The organism is Streptomyces sp. GbtcB6 (genome assembly GCF_019091475.1).
Classification (GTDB): domain Bacteria; phylum Actinomycetota; class Actinomycetes; order Streptomycetales; family Streptomycetaceae; genus Streptomyces; species Streptomyces hyaluromycini.
The window spans coordinates 83,052-104,048 of sequence record NZ_JAGXJL010000014.1; the positions used below are offsets into that span (position 1 = coordinate 83,052).

The following is a 20,997-nucleotide window of genomic DNA, read 5'->3' on the forward strand; positions in this document are numbered from 1 at the left end:
AGGAGTGGATGTGCGGCAACGAGGAGGTGGCGGCGACGCATGACGAACATGTCGAGGGCGCGGGTGGCCCGGCGGATCGCGGCCGGGGCGGCGTACGGCGGCGGCGGGGTCGGGCTGGTCGGCGCGGCCGCGGTGGGCCTGGTGCTGGCCGAGGTGCGGATGGCCAGGACGGCGGTGCACAACGGCAACAGCGGCGGCCGGGTGCCGGCCGCGGACGGCAGGTACGGAGACGGGTACGGCGCCTCCGGTGAGCCGCCCATCCTCCTGACGATGCTCGGCGACTCCACGGCGGCCGGGCAGGGCGTGCACCGGGCCGCCCAGACGCCGGGCGCGCTGCTGGCGTCGGGCCTCGCGGCCGTGGCCGAACGCCCGGTCCGGCTCACCAACGTGGCGCTGCCCGGCGCCCAGTCCGATGACCTGGACCGCCAGGTGGCGCTGGTCCTGGGCACGGCCTCGCCGGTCCCCGACGTCTGCGTGATCATGATCGGCGCCAACGACGTCACCCGCCGCATGCCGCCGACCCGCTCGGTGCGTCACCTCTCGGCTGCCGTCCGCCGGCTGCGCACGGCGGGGGCCGAGGTGGTGGTCGGCACCTGTCCCGACCTGGGCACGATCGAGCCGGTACGACAGCCGCTGCGCTGGCTGGCCCGGCGGGCCTCCCGGCAGCTGGCGGCGGCCCAGACGATCGGGACGGTGGAGCAGGGCGGCCGCACCGTGTCGCTGGGCGATCTGCTCGGCCCCGAGTTCGCGGCCAACCCCCGCGAGCTGTTCGGCCCCGACAACTTCCACCCCTCGGCGGAGGGCTACGCCACGGCGGCCATGGCGGTCCTCCCCACGGTCTGCGCGGCCCTCGGACTCTGGCCGGCGGAGGAGGAACGCCCCGACGTCAGCCGTCGCGAGGGCTTCCTGCCGGTCGCCCGAGCCGCGGCGGAGGCGGCAGCCGAGGCCGGCACGGAGGTCACGGCGGCGATGCCGACGGGTCCGCGTGGACCGTGGGCCCTGCTGAAACGCCGCCGGCGCCAGCCCGTGGAACCGCCCACCCTCCCACCCGACTCGGCTTCCGAAGAGGCGAGGTCGAGGGCCGGTACGACCGAGTAGGACAGCGAGGAACCGGTAGCTGGGGCGGGGACGGGGACGCTTGCCGGCGCTTGCCGGGTGCCGCTGCGCCCACCCGTGCCGCCCTGCGGCACGCCTGCCCGCAGCTATCTGAGACGCGGCTGGGCAGCGCCCCGTAGGGGCGCGGGGAACTGCGCGAGCAACCCCCACCCGCCCGCACCCGACGACGCGCCCCCGGCAGACCAGCCAAGCAAGCGCTTAGAAAGTGCGGCCAGTGTCACACCCCGACACCGGTGACCGATGACATACGTACAGGTAACTTCCGAAGCGGCCCTGCCAACCCTCGTACGCCCACCCGTCGCCCGGCCGCCACCCCTCAACGAGGCGCTGCGCGCCGCCCCTTCTTCATTGGAGCCGTGAGATGCCCGAAGCCGTCATCGTCTCGACCGCCCGTTCCCCGATCGGCCGCGCCGTCAAGGGCTCCCTGAAGGACCTGCGCCCCGACGACCTCACCGCGACGATCATCCAGGCCGCCCTCGCCAAGGTCCCCGAGCTGGACCCGAGGGACATCGACGACCTGATGCTCGGCTGCGGCCTCCCCGGCGGCGAGCAGGGCTACAACCTCGGCCGGATCGTCGCCGTACAGATGGGCATGGACTACCTGCCCGGCACCACGATCACCCGGTACTGTTCCTCGTCCCTCCAGACCAGCCGCATGGCCCTGCACGCCATCAAGGCCGGCGAGGGCGACGTCTTCATCTCGGCCGGTGTCGAGATGGTCTCCCGCTACGCCAAGGGCAGCTCCGACGGCCTCCCGGGCACCACGAACCCGATCTTCGACGAGGCGCAGGCCCGTACCGCCGCCACCGCCGCGTCCACCGGCTCCACCTGGCACGACCCGCGCGAGGACGACCTGCTCCCCGACCCGTACATCGCGATGGGCCAGACCGCCGAGAACCTGGCCCGCATCAAGGGCGTCACCCGCCAGGACATGGACGAGTTCGGCGTCCGCTCCCAGAACCTCGCCGAGGAAGCCATCAAGAACGGCTTCTGGGAGCGCGAGATCACCCCGGTCACCCTCCCCGACGGCACGGTCGTCAGCAAGGACGACGGTCCGCGCGCCGGCGTCACCCTGGAGGGCGTCGCGGGCCTGAAGCCGGTCTTCCGCCCCGACGGCCTGGTCACGGCCGGCAACTGCTGCCCGCTGAACGACGGCGCCGCCGCGGTCGTCATCATGAGCGACACCAAGGCCCGCGAGCTGGGCCTGACCCCGCTCGCCCGGATCGTGTCCACCGGCGTCACCGGCCTCTCCCCCGAGATCATGGGCCTCGGCCCGGTGGAGGCGAGCAGGCAGGCCCTGAGCCGCGCCGGTCTCACCATCGACGACATCGACCTGGTCGAGATCAACGAGGCGTTCGCCGCCCAGGTGATCCCCTCCTACCGCGACCTGAACATCCCGCTGGAGAAGCTGAACGTGAACGGCGGCGCCATCGCCGTCGGCCACCCCTTCGGCATGACCGGCGCCCGCATCACCGGCACGCTCATCAACTCCCTCCAGTTCCACGACAAGCAGTTCGGCCTGGAGACGATGTGCGTCGGCGGCGGCCAGGGTATGGCGATGGTCATCGAGCGCCTCAGCTGAGTCTCTGAGTAACCGTCACGGGACCCACCGTGACACCACGGCCCGGTGTTCGAGAAAACCCCGAACACCGGGCCGATTTGTGATCCAATCTCCCCCAGGATGTGACCTATCTCCCTCTGGGGAGATATCGCCGCAGGTCAGCGCCGTTGTCCCGGTAAACCCCAGGGCCAAAGTCCTGTCCGTTTCGTGACGTTACGCACTGACAGCTTGATAGTCCACCCTTCAAGCTGATGTAGGAAGTCGGGGGTCGACTTTGAACCGGGAGTACGTCAGTGAGCGCCATGCCGATCGCCTTGCTGCTCACCACGGCCGCCACGGGCGCCGTGGGCGTCGCTGTCCTGCGCACCGTTCTGAAGCTGCGCCGTCAGGTCGCCGAGCTGCACACCCAGCTTGCCCAGAACCAGGCCGCGACCTTGCGCGCGCTCATGCCGGCGGCCCGCAGCCATGCCGCCGCCGAGGAGATACGCGCCGCCGTGGCGGAGGCGCTGGCCGAGGAGCGGGAGCGGGAGCTGGCCGAGGCGCGTGCCTTCTGGGCCGCGCAGGAGGCGCGTGACGCCTCCGACGCGCCGTCGCTGCTGGGTCTGGCGGACGGCGAGCCGTTCCTGCCCCGGCAGACGGACTTCGTGGGTCTTGAGCCGGTCGCCGAGCCGGCGGCGGAGCCCGACGAGTTCACCGGGGAGTCTCCGGAACTGGCCGCGGCCCGCCGGCGTCACCCGTCCCACCCGGACTTCATACCGGTGCAGTCGCCGGTGGTGAACGACCATGAGCGCACGGTCGCGACGCTGGAGCAGCTGGCCGAGTCCCAGGTCGAACTCTCCGACGTCCGCCCGGGTCCGCTGGGCACGCTGGACGTCTACGTCTTCGCCGACGGCACGACCCTGTGCATGACGCCGGGGCACCGGGAGACGGCGGAGCGGTTGGCTACCGCCCTGAGCGCCGGTGAGACGCCGTACCTGCTGGGCGGTTCGGGGATCTCCGGCGCGTACACACTGACGTTCGCGTGCGGCGAGGAGAACGTCTACATCCTGGCGGACCGGGTCATAGCGTCGCTCTGAGGTGCGTAGTCAGCTGCGGCGCCGTCGTGGTCGCTCGCGCAGTTCCCCGCGCCCCTAAAAGCAAAAGAAGGGGCGCTGCAGTGCGCCCCGTCAGGGGCGCGGGGAACTGCGCGACCAGCCCCCACGCACCCGCACCCGACCACGCACGGCCTCAGACCCCCGCCCTCTTCTGCGCCTCTTCCACCAAGCGCACCGCATCCCCCACCTCGGCCTCGTTCTTCAGCACCACCGCCAAGTCGTTCCCGGCCACAGTGATTTGGTCGGCCACCGCGAACATCCCGGCGTCCGGCATCTCGCGGCTCTCGGTGCCCGGCTCCTCGACCGCCTGCGCCCACCGGGCCAACTCCCTCGCCAGCCCCAGTGCCTCCGCGGCGGCGCTCCGCTGCAACCGGCTCTGCGGTGCCGCCCTCAGCTTGTCGGCGAAGTGTTCCACAGCATGGGTCAGAGGCGTCGTATCAACCACGCCGTGAGCGTAACGCGTGCCACCGGCTGTCTTGTCACGACTGTTGCCAACACGCCAACACTCAGGCACGGTGACGTGAAGGACCGGCTACAACCCCCTTTGCGCACCGGAGGCGCCGATGTCCCAAGTCTTCTCCGCGGAGACCCATCGCAATCTGCTCGCCCGCATCCCCCACTGCACCGGTCGTGAAGTGTCCGACTGGTTGCGCACCGTCGACGAAGGCCCCGCCCTCTTCCGATTCGAGGAAAAGGTCAGCTGGCTCCGCCACGAGCACAACCTCGCGTACGGCCACGCGAAGGCGTTGATCCATGAGTACGACCTGAGGAGGGCCGCGCGCAAACTTCTCTAGGCGCGCACGCACACAGACGGCGAAGGGCCCCGGGGCGGTGACCCGGGGCCCTTCCCAGCTCGCTTGTGACAGCTTGCCGTCGAGCTAGTCGTTGCTGCTGAAGATCGCCACCAGGCGCAGCATCTCGATGTAGATCCACACCAGCGTCATGGTGAGGCCGAACGCGGCCAGCCAGGCCTCGTTCTTCGGGGCGCCGTAGGCGATGCCGTCCTCGATCTGCTTGAAGTCGAGGGTCAGGAAGAACGCGCCGAGCAGGATCGCGATGATGCCCACGATCGCGCCGAGCGGGCCGAAGCTGCGCAGTCCGCCGTTCTCGGCGACGCCGAACGCGACCAGCAGCAGGTTGACCGCCATGACCAGCACGAAGGCGATGGCGATGGCCATGCCGATGCGGGCGTAGCGGGCGGTGACGCGGATCCAGCCGGCCCGGTAGACCAGCAGGGTCGCGGCCGAGACCGCCATGGTGCCGAGCACCGCCTGGAAGGGGGCGCCGCTCCACTGGCTGTTGTACATCTCGCTGATGACGCCGAGGAAGACGCCCTCGAAGGCGGCGTACCCCAGGATCAGCGCGGGCACCGGGGTCCGCTTGAAGCTCTGGATCATGGCCAGGACGAAGGCGATGATCGCGGAGCCGATGGCCAGGCCGTAGCTGGTGGTCGAGACCGGCAGCAGGGCCCAGGCGAGGACCGCGCCGACGGCGACCGTGCCGAGCGTCATCGCGGAGCGCGAGATGACGTCGTCCATGGTCATCCGGCCGGTGGTGGCCGGGGCCTGCGGCGGGGCGCCCTGCTGGAGGTCCTGCTGGGCGTAGGGATTGTTCGCGTACGGGTTCTGCGCGTACGGGTTGCCCTGTGCGTACCCGGCCTGCGGCGCGGTGTTGAAGCCCGCGTAGCCGTTGTCGCGGCTGAACCCCCGTCGCGAGAAGACCGGGTTGCTGCTCCTCATTTCACTCCTCCATGGCCACCGTGCGGGGCCTTGGCGTCAAGAGTAATGGATTGGCAAAAGATTGACCCTACTACCTGCGGAGGATCTTTCCCTCACCGTGCTGCGCAACACGCTACGCGGAGCCCTGATTCCCGGCCATGGAGGGCTTCATTCCATGACGAAGCCGGAACATGACCGGAATCGGCCGGAGATCCCTCAGGCGTCCAGGGGGAAGCCGGTGTAGGCCTCCGCGAGGTCGGTCTCGGCGGCCCGGGAGGAGGCGATCCGGCCGAGCCTGGCCAGCTGGAGCCGGGCGTCGAAGGGACTGTCGCCGGAGCCGGGGTGGAGCATGCTCGTCATGTCGTACGAGAACCGCTCGGCCTGCCAGATCCGGCGCAGGCAGGTCGCCGAGTAGGCGTCGAGCAGCTCCGGCGAGCCCGTCTCCCGCTCGTGGAGCAGGGCGCGGGCGAAGGTGACGACGTCGCCGACGGCGAGGTTCAGCCCCTTGGCTCCGGTCGGCGGCACGATGTGGGCGGCGTCCCCGGCGAGGAAGAGCCGGCCGTGCCGCATGGGTTCATGGACGTACGACCGCATGGGTGTGACCGACTTCTGGGTGATCGGGCCGCGCTCCAGTCGCCAGTCGTCGTCGGTCTCGAAGCGCCGCTCCAGCTCGTCCCAGATCGCCTCGTCGGTCCACTCCTCGGCGTCCGTGCCGGCCGGGACCTGCAGGTAGAGGCGGGAGACGGACGGGGAGCGCATGGAGAGGAGGGCGAAGCCCCGGTCGTGGCGGGCGTAGACCAGTTCGTCGTGGGAGGGGGCGACGTCGGCGAGGATGCCCAGCCAGGCGTAGGGGTAGGTGCGTTCGAAAACCCGGGAGAGGGACTCGGGGAACGCGTCGCGGGCGACGCCCCAGAAGCCGTCGCAGCCGACGACGTACTCGCACTCCAGGGCATCCTCGCGGCCCTCGTGCCGGAACCGGATGCGCGGCCGCCCGCTCTCGGCGTCCTCGACCGCCAGCGCCTCCGCCTCGAAGAGCAGCGGGCCGCCCTCCTTGAGCTGGAGGGCGATGAGGTCCTTGCAGACCTCGGTCTGGGCGTAGACCGTCACGGACCGGCCGCCGGTGAGGCCGGGGAAGTCGACGCGGTGGCGCTGCCGGTCGAAGCGGAGCTCGATGCCGTCGTGGCGCAGGCCCTCGCGGTCCATGCGCTCCCCGGCGCCGGCCGCGCGCAGCACGTCCACCGTGCCCTGCTCCAGGATCCCGGCGCGCTGGCGGTGCTCGACGTAGGAGCGGTCGCGGCTCTCCAGGACGACCGAGTCGATGCCCGCGTTGTGCAGCAGCCGCGCGAGGAGGAGCCCGGCGGGTCCGGCTCCGATGATGCCGACGGTGGTGCGCATCGGTCGCTCCCTTCGATGTTCGTCTGGTGAAATTTCCTTCACTTTGGTCCCTTGAGTCTCCGTCCGCTCATATCCCATGTCAATGGACACACCCGATGTCGACGCGGCGCACGCGGCAGGCCGCCGGGCCCGCGGGAGGCGGTCGCGGGCCCGGCGGCCGGTGTACGGGATGGTCGGACGGGTCAGTGGCCCGGCCAGCCGTCCAGGTGGCGGTGGAGGGTGACGTCCTTCTGCGGGTCGCCCTTCGGGGCGTTCGCGACCGCGTCGTGCAGGACGGCGGTGACCTCGGCGGCGAGCCCGTCGGCCTTCGAGCGCAGCTCGTCGGCGGGCAGGGTGGAGCGGGTCAGCTCGTCGAGCCGGTGGTGGATGTCGGCGAGCTTGCCGCGGGTGGCGTCGTCGAAGCGCAGCGCGGTCGGCGTGGAGACCACGAACTGGTAGGCCCCGGCGAGGGTCTGACAGCCCGTGCACTCCTTGTTGGCGGCGTCGCTGAGGTTCACGGCGTTCAGGTGGGTGTGCTCCCCGGCGACCGTGACGATCTGGAAGGAGAGGGCCACCGAGCGGCAGTGGTCGTCCGCCGAGCAGCCGGCCGAGACGGCGTTGGCCTGGTTGCGTACGGCGGTGGCGTTCACCGTGCCGAACTGGCGGACCGTGAAGGAGTCCCTGGCCTGGGTGTGGTGCCCGCGGTCGGCGTGGCTGAAGACGTGGTCGGAGACGACCGCGGCGTGCGGGGCGGCGGTGGCCGCCTGCGCGGGTACGGCGGTGGCCGCCCCGGCGACCCCGGCGGCGAACAGGCCGATCCGGACGGCCCGTCGGGTGAGCGGACCTGGGGTGGTACGGGTTTTTCGGTGACTGCTCATGGAGTGCTCCTGTGCTCCGGTGCTGCTGCGGTAAGTGGTTGGCTGCCGCCCGTCAGGACGTGGCCGGAGCCGGGCTCGGCGGGTCGCTGGCCGGCGGCGGGGACGGGCTGGGTGTCGGAGACACCGGGACGCTCTCCGACGGGGTGGGCGTCAGGGACTCCGGCACGCTCGCCGGCGGCGAGGACACCGGTTCGGTGACCGGTCCCGCGCTGGTCGGCGCCTGCGATGTGGTGGCGCCCTGCCCGGGGCTGCCCGGCACCGAGGCGGAGGGCGACGCCGAGGCGGACGCGCCGGGCGACGTCGCCCCGGCCGAGGGCACGGCGCTCGCCCCGGCCGAGGCGGCCGGCGCACCGGACACGGTGTCCGAGGGGGCACCGGAGTCCTTCGGCCCGTCCGGGGTCGAGGCCCGCCGCGCGGGCGGCGGTTCCTCGGTCGACACCCCCGGCTGGAGGATCGGTGCGATCGGCGGCTGCTTGGGCAGCGGCTTCGGGGTCACCCCGGACACCCAGGCGTAGCTGAGCCCGGTGAGCCCGGCGAGGGCGAGGGCGCAGATGGCCAGCCGCAGCCGGGGGCGGCCCGCCGTGGAACGCTTCGCGGCCCGGATGATGCGTCCGCCGATCTTCACGGACAGATAGACGACACCGGCCATCGGGCACAGCAGCATCACGCAGCCGATCGTCCCGACCAGGCCCTCGACTATCTTCCCGTCCACGAACGCCGAGCCGGTGCCCACGAGTTGCTCGGTCAGCGAGCGGATCATCGTGGTGAGGATCCGCGGCAGGTTCCACAGCGCGTACCCGAGTTCGCCGATGATCAGCGGGACCATCGTGAGCACCCAGGTGGCGACGATGGCCCGCGCCGACTTCTTCAGCCCGGCCACCTCCTGGCGGGCCCGGTCCCCCCTCGGCCCCGGTACCAGGCCCAGCAGGATCGGTTTGATCTTGCCGTACAGGTCCGGGACCCCGGCCAGGTCGCCGAGGATGTAGTAGCCGTCCAGCCGTACGGCCGGCATCAGCTGTTCCATGATCTCGAAGTGCCCGAGATACACCGCGGCCAGGAAGAACTGTGCCCCGGTGGCGAAGTAGGCGCCGGCCATGGCCAGCATGAAGACGACGTTGAAGTAGACGCCGCCCAGGTCGGTGCGGAGCCGGCCGGCCCGCCCGATCCGGTAGACGTCGGTGACGTCGGTGTACATCGAGGGCCAGATGAGGAAGAGCCCGCACCCGATGCAGCCGGGGCGGGCTCCGCCGTATCTGCACGCGGAGGCGTGTCCGAACTCGTGGAAGACGAGGGAGGCCACGGTGAGCACGAAGACGACGAGGATCAGGACCGGCTGGTCGAGCACCTCCAGGACGGGCTCGATCGCCCCGAAGAACCCGAACAGCCAGACGTCCATGGCGACGGCCGAGCCCAGCACCAGCGCGACCGCGGCCGGCCGGTGCAGCCACGCCAGCGAACGTGCGATCTTCGCCGTACGCCGTTCGTTGAAGATGACCCGGTGGCCCTTGAGGGCGAGCAGCAGGTCGGAGCGCGGGGCGTCGACCTCGTCGTCCTCCTGGCCCTCCGGGACCGTCACACCCAGCGGTTCCAGCTTCTTCTCGACGAGGAAGCGGATGTTCTCACCGCTGACCTCGCGACCGAAGCGGGCGCTGACCCGGTGGGCGATGGCCTCGGCATCGCGGACGCCGTCGACCGACGACGCCACCAGGTACAGCAGCCTGGACAGCTGCACGACCTGCCCGTCCCCCCGACGGGCGATGTACTTGGGCTCGGTGAAACCCGACCCCTGGTACTCACCGTGCAGCCGCAGCCCCGCGCTCAGCCTCGGGGCCGGCGACGACTGGTCGACGACCGGCAGGTTGCCCGTCGCCACCTGCTCGTAGGTCACCGGCCAGCCGCCGGGTCCGGGCACCGGGCCCGTGTCGTACAGTGCGGCGGCCCCGTCTCCGAGCACCGTCATATGTGGTCTCCCCCCGAGTCCCCATGGTGTTCCGCCCGGTGTTTCCCCCCCGACGGCCGGGGGCGCCACCGCCGGGGCGACGGCGGTGGCGCCCCTGGGGACTACTGGGTGACGCTGATCGTCTGCGCGGCCGACGACTCGGCGGACGACCAGGCGGAGTGGTCGTTCAGCGCGGCGGACTGGTTGGACGCGTCGATGTTCGCGATGTGCTTGGTGACGTTGACCGTCTTGCCGAAGCTGAACTTCAGGCGGCCGAGGGCCTCACGGCCCGGCAGCAGCTCGGCGGACTCGTTCTCCAGCTCGTTCATGTCCATGCTCATGACGGATGTCCCTTCGTTTCGTGTGCGATGAGGTTGAGGTCGATCTCGGTGCCGGCGCCGTGCGCCAGGGCGGTGTTACTGGGTGACGCTGATGGTCTGACCGGCGCCGGAGTCGGCCACCGACCACGACGAGTGGTCGTTCAGCGCGGCGGACTCGTTGTGGGCGCTGATGTTCGCGACGTGCTTGGTGACGTTGACCGTCTTGCCGAAGCCGAACTTCAGCCGGCCCAGGGCCTCACGACCCGGCAGCAGCTCCGCGGACTCGGCCTCGAGCTCATGGGCGTCCATCATGATCTTTTCCCCCTCAGGGATAGACATTTCCGATCGGAACGAGTCAGGTTCCCCCCGGACTCTGTCCAATCTGGTCGGACAAGCTGTCCAACGAGATTGGACACTAGGCCCTCGGGAACCCGTCGCGCAACCCCTTCGGAAAATCACCCTCTCGGCCTATCGCGGACCCGCCCGTAGAATCGGCCGCGACATGGCGGACTCCGCAGGTGGCGAGCAGGAAGTGACGGTCAGTGGCCAACGCACTGCAGCAGTTGATCCGTGAGCACCTCGACCGCAAGGGCTGGTCCTACGGCGACGTGGCGCGGCGCGGCGGCATCCCCCGCTCCACCGTGCACCATCTGGCCACCACCGACCGCGTGGTCCGGATGCCCCAGGCAACCACCCTGGAGGGCCTGGCCAAGGGGCTGGAACTCCCGCTGGAGGCGGTGCGCCGCGCCGCCGCCGAGGCCTGCGGGATCCACGTGTACGACACCTCGCCGGCCGCGGATCCGAACGGCACCGCCGCCGCCGACCCCGAGGTCGCGCTGCTCATCGCGAGTGTCCAGCAGCTGTCGGCCGACGACCGCCGGCATGTCACCGCGCTCGTCGAGTCCCTGCTGGACCGTTCCTCCCGCCCCGCCGGGCCGTCCCGGTCCGCCGAGGAGAAGTGACCGCGGCCGTAACACTCCCGGGTGTTCTTCCGTCAAGTCGGAAAAAGAATCCGACTCCGCACGAAACCGTGAAGATCCAGGGCTAGTCTCTCGATCTGCCCGGGACGCGAGAGCCGCACGACCACGGGCTCTCAGGGGGACATGTGTTGTTCGTGCACGGCGGACCGGCGACGGCCGTGGTCCGGAAACCCGACGGCGAGTCCGTCGTCCTGCTGTCCGGGGAACTGCCCGAGGTGCTGACCGACGCCTCGGTCACCGAGCTCCTGGACCTGGCCGCCGCCATCCTGGACCCGGGCGAACTCGCCCTCTTCGAGGAGTGCCTGCGCACCCTGCGCCGCAACGGCATGCGCGCGGGCCGCCGCATCGAGGCCGACGGGGCGGTGCTGACCGTCTACGAGGGGTGAGTCGACGCCGCCCGCGAAAGACGCGGGAAGTGCCCGGAACCGGACTTGAACCGGTACGCCCGCGAGGGGCAGCGAGGTTTAAGCTCGCCGTGTCTGCATTCCACCATCCGGGCAGGCCATGGGCTCCGCTACGAGGTTCCGACCCTATCGGGAGGCGTCCCCCGAACAGCGGACGGACGACCCGATGTTGTCTTATTTTATTGACGTCTGAGGGAGCATCAGCCCCCGGAACGAGCCATCCGCACTTGCCAATAGCGTTACGCGCGGTGGGTGAGCGCGTACACGGAATGACGGAATTTCACCGTCCGAACAAGGGGGCTCCACCCGTTCTCGACGAACGGGAGTCTGTGATTCCGGATCGCCGGCCTCAGGGTCCGCCGTCATCCCCAGGTATGACTCGGCACCCCCGTGGTCCGCCCCGAGTCGCCCCCGGAACCGGAACTGCGGCTGACTACACGGGCCCGTACGGCCGAGACGATGGTGCGGTCCCCATGAAGCCGTCGTCCCGACAGGAGCACCCTTCCGTGTCCACCACACCCATCGCCGACCGGCGGACCACTTCCGTGGCCGCACGTGCCACGGACCTCTCGAAGATCTACGGCCAGGGCGAGACCCAGGTGGTCGCCCTGGACCGGGTCACCGTCGAGTTCCAGCAGGCCGAGTTCACCGCGATCATGGGGCCGTCCGGCTCTGGCAAGTCCACGCTGATGCACTGCGTGGCCGGCCTCGACACCTTCTCCTCCGGTTCCGTGCGGATCGGCGACACCGAACTGGGCTCCCTGAAGGACAAGCAGCTGACCAAGCTGCGCCGGGACAAGATCGGGTTCATCTTCCAGGCGTTCAACCTGCTGCCGACGCTGACCGCCCTGGAGAACATCACCCTCCCGATGGACATCGCGGGCCGCAAGCCGGACAAGCAGTGGCTGGAGTCCGTGATCCAGATGGTCGGGCTGAAGGACCGGCTCGGCCACCGTCCCTCGCAGCTCTCCGGCGGCCAGCAGCAGCGCGTCGCCGTGGCCCGCGCCCTCGCCTCCCGGCCGGAGATCATCTTCGGCGACGAGCCGACCGGAAACCTCGACTCCCGCTCCGGCGCCGAGGTGCTGGGCTTCCTGCGCAACTCGGTGCGGGAGCTCGGCCAGACCGTCGTCATGGTCACCCACGACCCGGTGGCGGCCTCGTACGCCGACCGCGTCGTCTTCCTCGCGGACGGCCGGATCGTCGACGAGATGTACCGGCCGACGGCCGAGGGCGTGCTGGACTTCATGAAGCAGTTCGACGCGAAGGGCCGTACCAGCTGATGTTCCGCACCGCCCTGCGCAACGTACTCGCGCACAAGGCCCGGCTGCTGATGACCGTGCTCGCCGTCATGCTCGGCGTCGCGTTCGTCTCCGGCACCCTGGTCTTCACCAACACCATCTCGGACGCCTTCCAGAACAGCTCCGCCAAGGGCTTCGAGGGCGTCGACGTGGCCGTCCAGGCCAAGTCCCAGGACTCCAAGGGCGACACGCTCGGCAAGACGCCCGACCTCACCCAGGCCCTGCTCGACAAGGCGGCGAAGGTCCCCGGGGCCGCCTCCGCCACCGGTGTCGTCTCCGGCTTCACCGCGATCGCCGACAAGGACGGCAAGCTGATCGGCGGCGGCTGGCAGTCCGAGGGCGGCAACTACTGGGGCGCCAAGGACACCCGCTACCCGCTGGTCAGCGGCCACGCGCCGAGCGGGAAGAACGAGGTGCTGATCGACTCCAGGACCGCCGAGCGGGCCGGTTACAAGGTCGGCGACACCGTGCGCATCTCCGTCGACGGCCCGGTCCTCACCCCCACCGTCGCCGGCATCTTCACCACCGACGACGGCAACGTGGCGGCGGGCGGCAGCCTCGCCCTCTTCGACACGGCGACCGCACAGCAGCTGTTCGGCAAGAAGGGCGCGTACGACGAGATCGACGTGACCGCGAAGGCGGGCACCGGGCAGGCCGCCCTCAAGTCCCAGCTGGACCAGGCCCTTCCGAAGAAGCTCGTCGAGACCACCACCGGCCGGAAGCTCGCCGACGACCAGGCGAAGGCCATCTCCAGCAGCATGAGCGGCCTGCGCTCGGGCCTGCTGGTCTTCGCCGGCATCGCCCTGTTCGTCGGCACGTTCATCATCGCCAACACCTTCACCATGCTGGTCGCCCAGCGCACCAAGGAGCTCGCGCTGCTGCGGGCGGTGGGCGCCTCCCGCCGCCAGGTCACCCGCTCGGTGCTGATCGAGGCGTTCGTGGTCGGCACGGTGGCCGGCGTGACCGGTCTGGTCGCCGGTATCGGCATCGGCGCCGGACTGCGCTCGCTGCTGGGCTCGATCGGCGCGACCGTCCCGGACGGCCCGCTGGTCGTCACCCCCGGCACGGTCGCGGCCGCGCTCGCCGTCGGCGTCGTCATCACCATGCTGGCCGCCTGGCTGCCCGGCCGCCGGGCCGCGAAGATCCCGCCGGTCGCCGCGATGAGCGCCCTGCACTCCGCCCCGACCACCAAGTCGCTGGTGCTGCGCAACACGATCGGCGCGCTGTTCTCGGCGGCGGGCGTGACGGTGATCCTGGCGGCGACCACGATGAGCGGCAGCGACGGCCAGGCGCCGATGGGCCTCGGCGCGGTCCTGCTCATCATCGGCGTCTTCGTCCTCACCCCGCTGCTCTCCCGCCCGCTGATCGCGGCCGCGGCCCCGCTGCTGCGCGGGTTCGGCGTCTCCGGCAAGCTCGCCCGCCAGAACTCGGTACGCAACCCGCGCCGTACCGCCGCCACCGCGTCCGCGCTGATGATCGGCCTGACCCTGATCACCGGTATGACGGTGATGGCGGGCAGCCTGCAGAAGTCCATCGACAAGATGGCGAGCGCGGCGATCCGCGCGGACTACGTGGTCTCGATGGCCAACGGCAACGCCCTCTCCCCCGACGTCGCCAAGAAGGTCGCGGCCACCGACGGCGTCACCGCCTCCAGCCCGCTGAGCAACGCGGCCTCCCGGATCGACGGCGACACCGAGTTCCTGACCGGCGTCAACGGCTCGGCGATCGGCAAGCTGACCGACCTCACGGTGGACAGCGGCACCTTCAAGGTCGGCGGCTCGGACGTCGTCGTCGACGACGACACGGCCAAGTCGCACGGCTGGAAGGCCGGTTCCGGCTTCACCGTGCACTACGAGGACGGGAAGGCGCAGCGGCTGACGGTCGCCGCGGTCTACGAGGGCAACCAGCTCATCCGCGGGATCATGCTCGACAACGCCGTCCTCACCCCGCACCAGACCGACCCCGCCGACATGCAGGTCATGGTCAGGACGGCGGACGGCGCGTCGAGCGCGACCAAGGACAAGCTGGAGAAGGCCCTCGGCTCCAACCCGGCGATCAAGGTCCAGGACAAGCAGGACCTGTCGGACTCCATCGCGCAGGCGTTCACGCTGATCCTGAACATGGTCTACGGCCTGCTCGCGATGGCGGTGATCGTCGCGGTCCTCGGGGTCATCAACACCCTGGCCATGTCGGTGTTCGAACGCTCCCAGGAGATCGGCATGCTCCGCGCGATCGGCCTGGACCGCAAGGCGGTCAAGCGGATGGTCCGCCTGGAGTCCCTGGTCATCTCCCTCTTCGGCGGGGTGCTGGGCATCGGCCTGGGCGTGTTCTTCGGCTGGGCGGCCGGTCAGCTGGTCGGCGCGAAGATGCCGACGTACGAACTGGTGCTGCCCTGGACCCGGATGGCGGTCTTCCTCCTCCTGGCCGCCACGGTCGGCGTCCTGGCGGCCCTGTGGCCGGCCCGCCGCGCGGCGCGGCTGAACGTGCTGGCGGCGATCAAGTCCGAGTAACGGTACGTACGGCAAAGGGGCCCCACGCCCGCTGTGGGGCCCCTTTGCGGTGCCGTCAGTTCCAGGTACGCGTGCGCAGCGGCAGCCCGGAGGCACCCGACTCCGGGGTCCGGACGGCCAGCACCTGGTTGACGCCGATGCGGTTGTGTTCGAAGGCGAGGGCGGAGGCGGCCATGTACAGCCGCCAGACGCGGGCCCGGCCGGGGCTGGTCAGCCGCATGGCCCGCGGCCACTCGGCCTCCAGGTTGACCACCCACTGGCGCAGGGTGCGGGCGTAGTGCTCGCGGATCGACTCCACGTCCCGCACCTCGAACCCGGCCCGCTCCAGCTGGGTGACGGTGGTGCCGATCGGGGCGAGCTCGCCGTCCGGGAAGACGTAGGCGTCGATGAACTCGTCGACGTTGTAGGCCGACTCGTCGTGCTGCGGCCGCCGCGCGATCTGGTGGTTGAGCAGCCGCCCGCCGGGCTTCAGGAGCCCGTACAGTTCCCGCGCGTACTCCAGGTACCGGTCGGCCCCCACGTGCTCCGCCATCCCGATCGACGAGATCGCGTCGTACGGCCCGTCCCTGACGTCCCGGTAGTCCTGGACCCTGATCTCCACCCGGTCCGTCAGACCCTCGTCGGCGACTCGTTTACGGGCGTACGTGGCCTGCTCCTGGGAGAGGGTGACCCCGACGACGCTCACGCCGTGCTCCCGGGCCGCGTGGATCGCCATGGAGCCCCAGCCGCAGCCGACGTCGAGCAGCCGCTGACCGGGGGTCAGGCCGAGCTTGGCGCAGACGAGTTCGAGCTTGTCGCGCTGGGCGGTCTGCAGGCTCCCGCCGTCCTCCCAATAGGCGCACGAGTACACCATCGACGGCCCGAGGACGAGCTCGTAGAAGTCGTTCCCCACGTCGTAGTGGTGGCTGATGGCCTGCTTGTCGCTGCGGCGGGTGTGCAGGTGACTCCGTCTGCGCACCTCCTCGCGGGGCGGGGCGGGCGGAACGGGCGGCCCGGCGAGCTTCAGCAGCTCGCCCACGCCGGCCCGAACGGTGGGGTCGCGCAGGGCCTGGAGGACCGTACGGCCGTCCTCCCCGCGCTCCCAGATCAGACCGGACATCGCGGCGAGGGCGCCGTAGAGGTCGCCCTCGATGTCCAGGTCGCCGGCGACCCAGGCGCGGGCCACGCCCAGTTCGCCCGGCTTGAACAAGATGCGGCGCAGGGCGCGGCGGTTGCGCACGACGATCGTCGGCGCGTCCGGCGGTCCGGCCTGGGATCCGTCCCAGGCCCGCAGCCGCACCGGGAGCGGAACTCCCAGTACCTGCTCGGCAACACTCCTCAGCCGCGACGCGGCGTCGGCCATGGCGCACACCTCCAAGACGTCTATCCCGGATGCCGGTTACCACGTAAACACCGTGAGGGCAGCGGCGCAGTCCCGCAAAGGAGTTACGACTGGGCAAAACCGTTGTATGCACCACGCACTGCCCGGCACTGCTCCCAGTTCTACTGCCCGCCTGTTGCCGCTCTGTTGCCCCCGCGCCCGAGAACGCCGAAGGACCTCCCGCACCACGGATGGCGGGAGGTCCTTCGGATGGTTCAGCGACCGGTGACCGGGGTCAGGAGGCCTTGGCCTTCTCCTCGGCCTTCGGGGCGGCGACCGGCGCCGGCTTGGCGGCCTCGTAGAACTCCTCGCGGGGGTTCTCCATGGCACCCAGGGACACGACCTCGCGCTTGAGGAACATGCCGAGGGTCCAGTCGGCGAAGATGCGGATCTTGCGGTTCCAGGTCGGCATGGCCAGACCGTGGTAGCCGCGGTGCATGTACCAGGCCAGACGGCCCTTGACCTTGATCTTCGTCTTGCCCAGGACGATCATCGCGACGCCCTTGTGCAGACCCAGACCGGCGACCGCGCCCTTGTTGGCGTGGCTGTACTCCTTCTGCGGGAAGCCCCGCATGCCGGAGACCACGTTGTCGCCGAGGACCTTGGCCTGACGCAGCGCGTGCTGCGCGTTCGGCGGGCACCAGGCGTTCTCCACACCGGCCTTGCGGGCGGCGACGTCCGGCACCTGGGCGTTGTCGCCCGCGGCCCAGATGTAGTCGGTGCCCTGCACCTGGAGGGTCGGAGCGGTGTCCACGTGGCCGCGCGGGCCGAGCGGCAGACCGAAGCGGGCGAGCGCCGGGTTCGGCTTCACACCCGCCGTCCACACGATCGTGTTGGAGTCGACCTCAAGGCCGTTCTTGAGCACCACGTGCCCGTCGACGCAGGAGTCCATGGACGTGGAGAGGTAGATCTCCACGCCGCGGCTCTCCAGGTGCTCCTTGCCGTACAGGCCGAGCTTGGGGCCGACCTCGGGCAGGATCTTGTCGGCGGCGTCGACGAGGACGAAACGCATGTCCTCGCGGGAGACGTTCTTGTAGTACTTGGCCGCATCGCGGGCCATGTCCTCGACCTCGCCGATGGTCTCCGCGCCCGCGAAGCCACCGCCGATGAAGACGAAGGTGAGCGCCTTGCGGCGGATCTCCTCGTCGGTCGTGGAGTCGGCCTTGTCCAGCTGCTCCAGGACGTGGTTGCGCAGGCCGATGGACTCCTCGATGCCCTTCATGCCGATGCCCTGCTCGGCGAGGCCGGGGATCGGGAAGGTGCGGGAGACCGCGCCGAGCGCGATCACCAGGTAGTCGAAAGGCAGCTCGTACGACTCGCCGACCAGCGGGGCGATCGTGGCGACCTTGCGGTCCTGGTCGATGGTGGTGACCCGGCCGGTGAGGACCTCCGCCTTCGGCAGCACGCGTCGCAACGGGACGACGACATGCCGAGGGGAGATGCTGCCGGCGGCGGCTTCGGGGAGGAAGGGCTGGTAGGTCATGTACGACCGGGGGTCGACGACCGTGACGGTCGCCTCGCCGTAGCGCATCTTCTTGAGAATGCGCCGAGCTGCGTACAGGCCTACGTACCCACCGCCTACTACGAGGATCCTGGGACGCTCCGTGGTGCTCATGGCATCGAGTATCCACCCGCCTCAGGGGGGCCGCTCGTGCGCCCCTTCACAAGCTTCCACAGGGCCCGTGCTACACTCCGCCGCCCACGTGACGCAGGTCATGGTCAACAGCGGGAACCCACTTCCGATACGACCCGTTGTCAATGCCGCGTGAGCTGCCTCTCCAGGCTTCCGGGGGCACCGTGAGGGCACCCGATGTCACCCTCAAGAGCACCTCCCGGAACACCCCCTGGACGCTCTCCTGAGCACGCGCTCAGGCCTGTTGAGCCCCCGAACGGCCCAAGAGTCCGCACCGGACCCCTCACCTGCACCGAATTCCTTGTGAAGAACTTCACGAAGTTTTCCGACGGGGTGTCGTGGCACGGCGTGTCACGGACCGGAAAACCGCTCATCCGGAGACCCGGCCTGCTCAGCCGAGGGCGCTGAGCAGGCCTAGGGCCTGTCGTCTGGATCAGGCCGGCTATGAGGTGCGGCACCTTTCGACCGACCCGAGCGGGGCCTGGTGCGTGCAGCTGCAAGGCGGAGGAGGCGTAGACGATCAGCCGCTGCCGCGGCGGGCGACGCGGTGGGGGCACCTCCCGGCCGAAGGCTGGGGGACGTCGGCGAGTGACGACAACGCCGCTGGGGGTACCCCCTCTGGGGGAGTGCGTGCCAGGCCCCGCGACGCCGGGATGATCCAAACGACAGGGCCTAGGCGATGGACCAGGCGATCCCGTCGAGGATGTCGTGCTCGCTCACCACGACCTCCGTCGCGCCCACCCGCTCCATGATCGACTGGAGGACGAGGGCACCGGCCCCGATGACGTCGACGCGCCCGGGGTGCATGGAGGGGACGGCCGCCCGCTCGGCGTGCGTCGACCGCAGCAGCCACTCGGTGATCTCCCGGACCCGGGCGTAGGGGATGCGGGAGTGGTGGATGGCGGCGGAGTCGTACTCCGGCAGGTCCTGGTGGATGGCGGAGAGGGTGGTGACGGAACCGGCGAGACCGACCAGGGTGCGCGCCTCGCGCAGCGGCACGGTCTCCTCCGCGAGGTCCAGGGCGCGCTCGATGTCGGCCCACATGGAGGCCGTCTCGGCCTCGGTGGGCGGGTCGCTGACGTGCCCCTCGTGCACGAGATGCCGCTCGGTCATCCGCACACAGCCGACGTCCACGGAGCGCGCGGCCCGCACGTGCTCGTCCCCGACGACGAACTCTGTCGAACCGCCGCCGATGTCCACGACGAGGAAGGGCTTGGCGAGGTCGTCGCGGCCGCTCAGCTCCCTGGTCGCCCCCGTGAAGGAGAACTCGGCCTCCTGGTCACCGCTGATGACCTCGGGTTCGACACCGAGGATGTCGAGCACGCCGCGCACGAACTCGTCCCGGTTCTCGGCGTCACGGGACGCGGACGTGGCCACGAACCGCAGCCGCTCCGCCCCGTACTCCTTGATGACCGCCGCGTACTCCCGGCAGGCCGCGAAGGTCCGCTCCAGCGCCTCCGGCGCGAGCCGCCCGGTCCGGTCGACCCCCTGCCCGAGCCGCACGATCACCATCCGCCGGTCCAGATCGACGAGCTCCCCGGTCTCCGGGTCCGCGTCGGCGACGAGCAGCCGGATGGAGTTGGTTCCGCAATCGATGGCGGCGACGCGGGTCATGGCGGTGGGTTCCTTACTCATTCAACCGACCGAGTCGGGTGGTGGGTGGGGGAAGGTCTCGGGGGTCCAGGGGGCGGAGCCCCCTGGGACGGTGAGCTGTCCGACGCTCAGTCTCCAGCGGAGGGCACCACGCACGCCCCCTTGGCCCACCACTCCGGCAGCATCGCGATCGCCTCGTCGCCGAGCGGGTTCACGCCGGGGCCGGCGGCCAGCGAGTGGGCCACCAGGACGTGCAGGCACTTCACCCGGTCCGGCATGCCCCCGGCGCTCGGAAAGCCCGTCAGTTCCTCGATCTGGTCCCGGCGCCGGATGTAGTCCTCGTGCGCGGCCCGGTACGCCGCCGCCAGCTCCGGATCGCTCTCCAGCCGCGCCGTCATCTCCTTCATCACGCCGTTGGCCTCGAGGGTGCCGATCGCGGACGCGGCCTTCGGGCACGTCAGGTAGTACAGCGTCGGGAACGGCGTCCCGTCCGGCAGCCGCGGTGCGGTCTCCACGACGTCCGGCTGCCCGCACGGGCACCGGTGCGCGATCGCCCGCAGTCCGCGCGGCGGCCGCCCGAGCTGCTGCTTGAAGGCCTCGACGTCCGCGTCGGTCGGCTCGGTACGCGGAGTGGAGGGAGGAGCCGTTTCCATGCCTGTCTTTCTGCTCTGCTGCGCTACTGCTCTGCTGCGCTACTGCGCCACTGCTCTGCTGCGCTACTGCTCTGCTGCTCTGCTGCTCACTGGTCGGACGACGCGTCGGACTTGTCGACGCCGTCCCAGACGTTCGCGTACCAGGGCCGGTCGGCCGCCCCGAGGTAGGCGTGCGCCTGCTTGGCGGCACCGGGATCGATCACGACGTACCCGGTCTCCCCCGGCATCACATAGTGCAGCCGCTGCCGGATCTGCTGCTCGGCGTACGCGTCGTCCTGCCACCGCGCCTTGAGGTCCCGCAGCTGCTCGACCCGCTGCCGGGCCTGCTGCTGCTGGCGTTCGAGGTCGGAGATCTCGGCGCGCTGGGAGACGTACTGCCGCATCGGATAGGCGAGCGCGACGATCATCGTGCAGAGCACGATCGCGAGCAGCGCCGCGCGGCCGGTGAGCCGGGAGCGGCGGGCCTGGCGCCTGGTCTGGGAGCGGTAGACCCGGGCCGCGGTCTGCTCGCCGAGCAGCTTGAGCCTGGTCGCGGTGGAGAACCGGTCCCGGTCCTTCACAGCCAT

General features: G+C 70.5%; 20 protein-coding genes and 1 tRNA gene. 8 read left to right on the plus strand and 13 right to left on the minus strand.

Going from position 1 to position 20,997, the window contains the following annotated elements; genetic code table 11:
- The first annotated feature begins 39 nt into the window (after positions 1-39).
- From KVT45_RS24145 to KVT45_RS24155, 3 genes are all read left to right on the plus strand, one after another.
- A complete protein-coding gene (locus KVT45_RS24145; protein ID WP_217550755.1) occupies positions 40-1,098 on the plus strand; it encodes an SGNH/GDSL hydrolase family protein in 1,059 nt (352 codons plus the stop codon).
- A gap of 379 nt (positions 1,099-1,477) precedes the next feature.
- Entirely contained in the window at positions 1,478-2,698 is a 1,221-nt protein-coding gene (locus KVT45_RS24150) for an acetyl-CoA C-acetyltransferase (RefSeq protein ID WP_217550757.1), read from the plus strand.
- A 272-nt stretch (positions 2,699-2,970) separates the two neighbouring features.
- Entirely contained in the window at positions 2,971-3,753 is a 783-nt protein-coding gene (locus KVT45_RS24155) for a hypothetical protein (protein WP_217550758.1), read from the plus strand.
- A gap of 151 nt (positions 3,754-3,904) precedes the next feature.
- Here the strand turns inward: KVT45_RS24155 and KVT45_RS24160 are convergent, their stop codons facing one another.
- On the minus strand, positions 3,905-4,216 hold the full coding sequence (locus KVT45_RS24160; RefSeq protein ID WP_217550760.1) for a hypothetical protein: 312 nt from the start codon (positions 4,214-4,216) through the stop codon (positions 3,905-3,907).
- A 118-nt stretch (positions 4,217-4,334) separates the two neighbouring features.
- Between KVT45_RS24160 and KVT45_RS24165 the strand changes: the two genes are divergently transcribed.
- The gene (locus KVT45_RS24165; RefSeq protein WP_217550761.1) at positions 4,335-4,565 is read left to right on the plus strand and encodes a DUF4287 domain-containing protein; all 231 of its coding nucleotides are present in this window, start codon (positions 4,335-4,337) and stop codon (positions 4,563-4,565) included.
- An 84-nt stretch (positions 4,566-4,649) separates the two neighbouring features.
- On the opposite strand, the gene KVT45_RS24170 is transcribed toward KVT45_RS24165, so the two are convergent.
- The 6 genes from KVT45_RS24170 to KVT45_RS24195 all read right to left on the minus strand — a co-directional run bounded on the left by KVT45_RS24170 (position 4,650) and on the right by KVT45_RS24195 (position 10,312).
- Positions 4,650-5,510 carry a Bax inhibitor-1/YccA family protein gene (locus KVT45_RS24170; RefSeq protein WP_217550763.1) on the minus strand — a complete coding sequence of 287 codons (861 nt, stop codon included), beginning with the start codon at positions 5,508-5,510 and terminating at the stop codon, positions 4,650-4,652.
- A 195-nt stretch (positions 5,511-5,705) separates the two neighbouring features.
- Positions 5,706-6,884, minus strand: coding sequence for a 4-hydroxybenzoate 3-monooxygenase (locus KVT45_RS24175; protein WP_217550765.1), 1,179 nt, complete (start codon positions 6,882-6,884; stop codon positions 5,706-5,708).
- Between the two features lie 182 nt (positions 6,885-7,066).
- A complete protein-coding gene (locus KVT45_RS24180; protein ID WP_217550767.1) occupies positions 7,067-7,741 on the minus strand; it encodes a hypothetical protein in 675 nt (224 codons plus the stop codon).
- 52 nt (positions 7,742-7,793) lie between these two features.
- A complete protein-coding gene (locus KVT45_RS24185) occupies positions 7,794-9,701 on the minus strand; it encodes a hypothetical protein (RefSeq protein ID WP_217550769.1) in 1,908 nt (635 codons plus the stop codon).
- Between the two features lie 101 nt (positions 9,702-9,802).
- The gene (locus tag KVT45_RS24190) at positions 9,803-10,021 is read right to left on the minus strand and encodes a hypothetical protein (protein ID WP_189268007.1); all 219 of its coding nucleotides are present in this window, start codon (positions 10,019-10,021) and stop codon (positions 9,803-9,805) included.
- Positions 10,022-10,096: 75 nt separating this feature from the next.
- On the minus strand, positions 10,097-10,312 hold the full coding sequence (locus KVT45_RS24195) for a hypothetical protein (protein WP_150134605.1): 216 nt from the start codon (positions 10,310-10,312) through the stop codon (positions 10,097-10,099).
- A gap of 230 nt (positions 10,313-10,542) precedes the next feature.
- Between KVT45_RS24195 and KVT45_RS24200 the strand changes: the two genes are divergently transcribed.
- Both KVT45_RS24200 and KVT45_RS24205 read left to right on the plus strand, forming a co-directional pair.
- Complete coding sequence (locus tag KVT45_RS24200) at positions 10,543-10,962, plus strand: helix-turn-helix transcriptional regulator (protein WP_089102270.1); 420 nt, start codon at positions 10,543-10,545, stop codon at positions 10,960-10,962.
- A gap of 143 nt (positions 10,963-11,105) precedes the next feature.
- Positions 11,106-11,366 (plus strand): hypothetical protein, encoded by a 261-nt coding sequence (locus KVT45_RS24205; RefSeq protein ID WP_150134604.1) that lies wholly within the window; start codon positions 11,106-11,108, stop codon positions 11,364-11,366.
- Positions 11,367-11,396: 30 nt separating this feature from the next.
- Here KVT45_RS24205 and KVT45_RS24210 read toward each other — a convergent pair.
- Positions 11,397-11,479: transfer RNA gene (locus tag KVT45_RS24210), tRNA-Leu, on the minus strand.
- 411 nt (positions 11,480-11,890) lie between these two features.
- Here KVT45_RS24210 and KVT45_RS24215 point away from each other — a divergent pair.
- On the plus strand, positions 11,891-12,664 hold the full coding sequence (locus KVT45_RS24215; protein ID WP_217550771.1) for an ABC transporter ATP-binding protein: 774 nt from the start codon (positions 11,891-11,893) through the stop codon (positions 12,662-12,664).
- Positions 12,664-15,192 (plus strand): ABC transporter permease, encoded by a 2,529-nt coding sequence (locus tag KVT45_RS24220; protein WP_217550773.1) that lies wholly within the window; start codon positions 12,664-12,666, stop codon positions 15,190-15,192. The genes KVT45_RS24215 and KVT45_RS24220 overlap by 1 nt, the downstream gene beginning before the upstream one ends.
- Positions 15,193-15,247: 55 nt before the next feature.
- Here KVT45_RS24220 and KVT45_RS24225 read toward each other — a convergent pair whose 3' ends face one another.
- The 5 genes from KVT45_RS24225 to KVT45_RS24245 all read right to left on the minus strand — a co-directional run bounded on the left by KVT45_RS24225 (position 15,248) and on the right by KVT45_RS24245 (position 20,997).
- Positions 15,248-16,534: a cyclopropane-fatty-acyl-phospholipid synthase family protein gene (locus KVT45_RS24225; RefSeq protein ID WP_217550775.1), complete on the minus strand. Its 1,287-nt coding sequence runs from the start codon at positions 16,532-16,534 to the stop codon at positions 15,248-15,250.
- Between the two features lie 253 nt (positions 16,535-16,787).
- The gene (locus KVT45_RS24230; protein WP_089102266.1) at positions 16,788-18,167 is read right to left on the minus strand and encodes an NAD(P)/FAD-dependent oxidoreductase; all 1,380 of its coding nucleotides are present in this window, start codon (positions 18,165-18,167) and stop codon (positions 16,788-16,790) included.
- 690 nt (positions 18,168-18,857) lie between these two features.
- Positions 18,858-19,799, minus strand: coding sequence for a Ppx/GppA phosphatase family protein (locus tag KVT45_RS24235; RefSeq protein WP_217550777.1), 942 nt, complete (start codon positions 19,797-19,799; stop codon positions 18,858-18,860).
- A 107-nt stretch (positions 19,800-19,906) separates the two neighbouring features.
- Complete coding sequence (locus tag KVT45_RS24240) at positions 19,907-20,431, minus strand: DUF501 domain-containing protein (protein ID WP_217550778.1); 525 nt, start codon at positions 20,429-20,431, stop codon at positions 19,907-19,909.
- Between the two features lie 86 nt (positions 20,432-20,517).
- Positions 20,518-20,997 (minus strand): septum formation initiator family protein, encoded by a 480-nt coding sequence (locus KVT45_RS24245; protein ID WP_217550780.1) that lies wholly within the window; start codon positions 20,995-20,997, stop codon positions 20,518-20,520.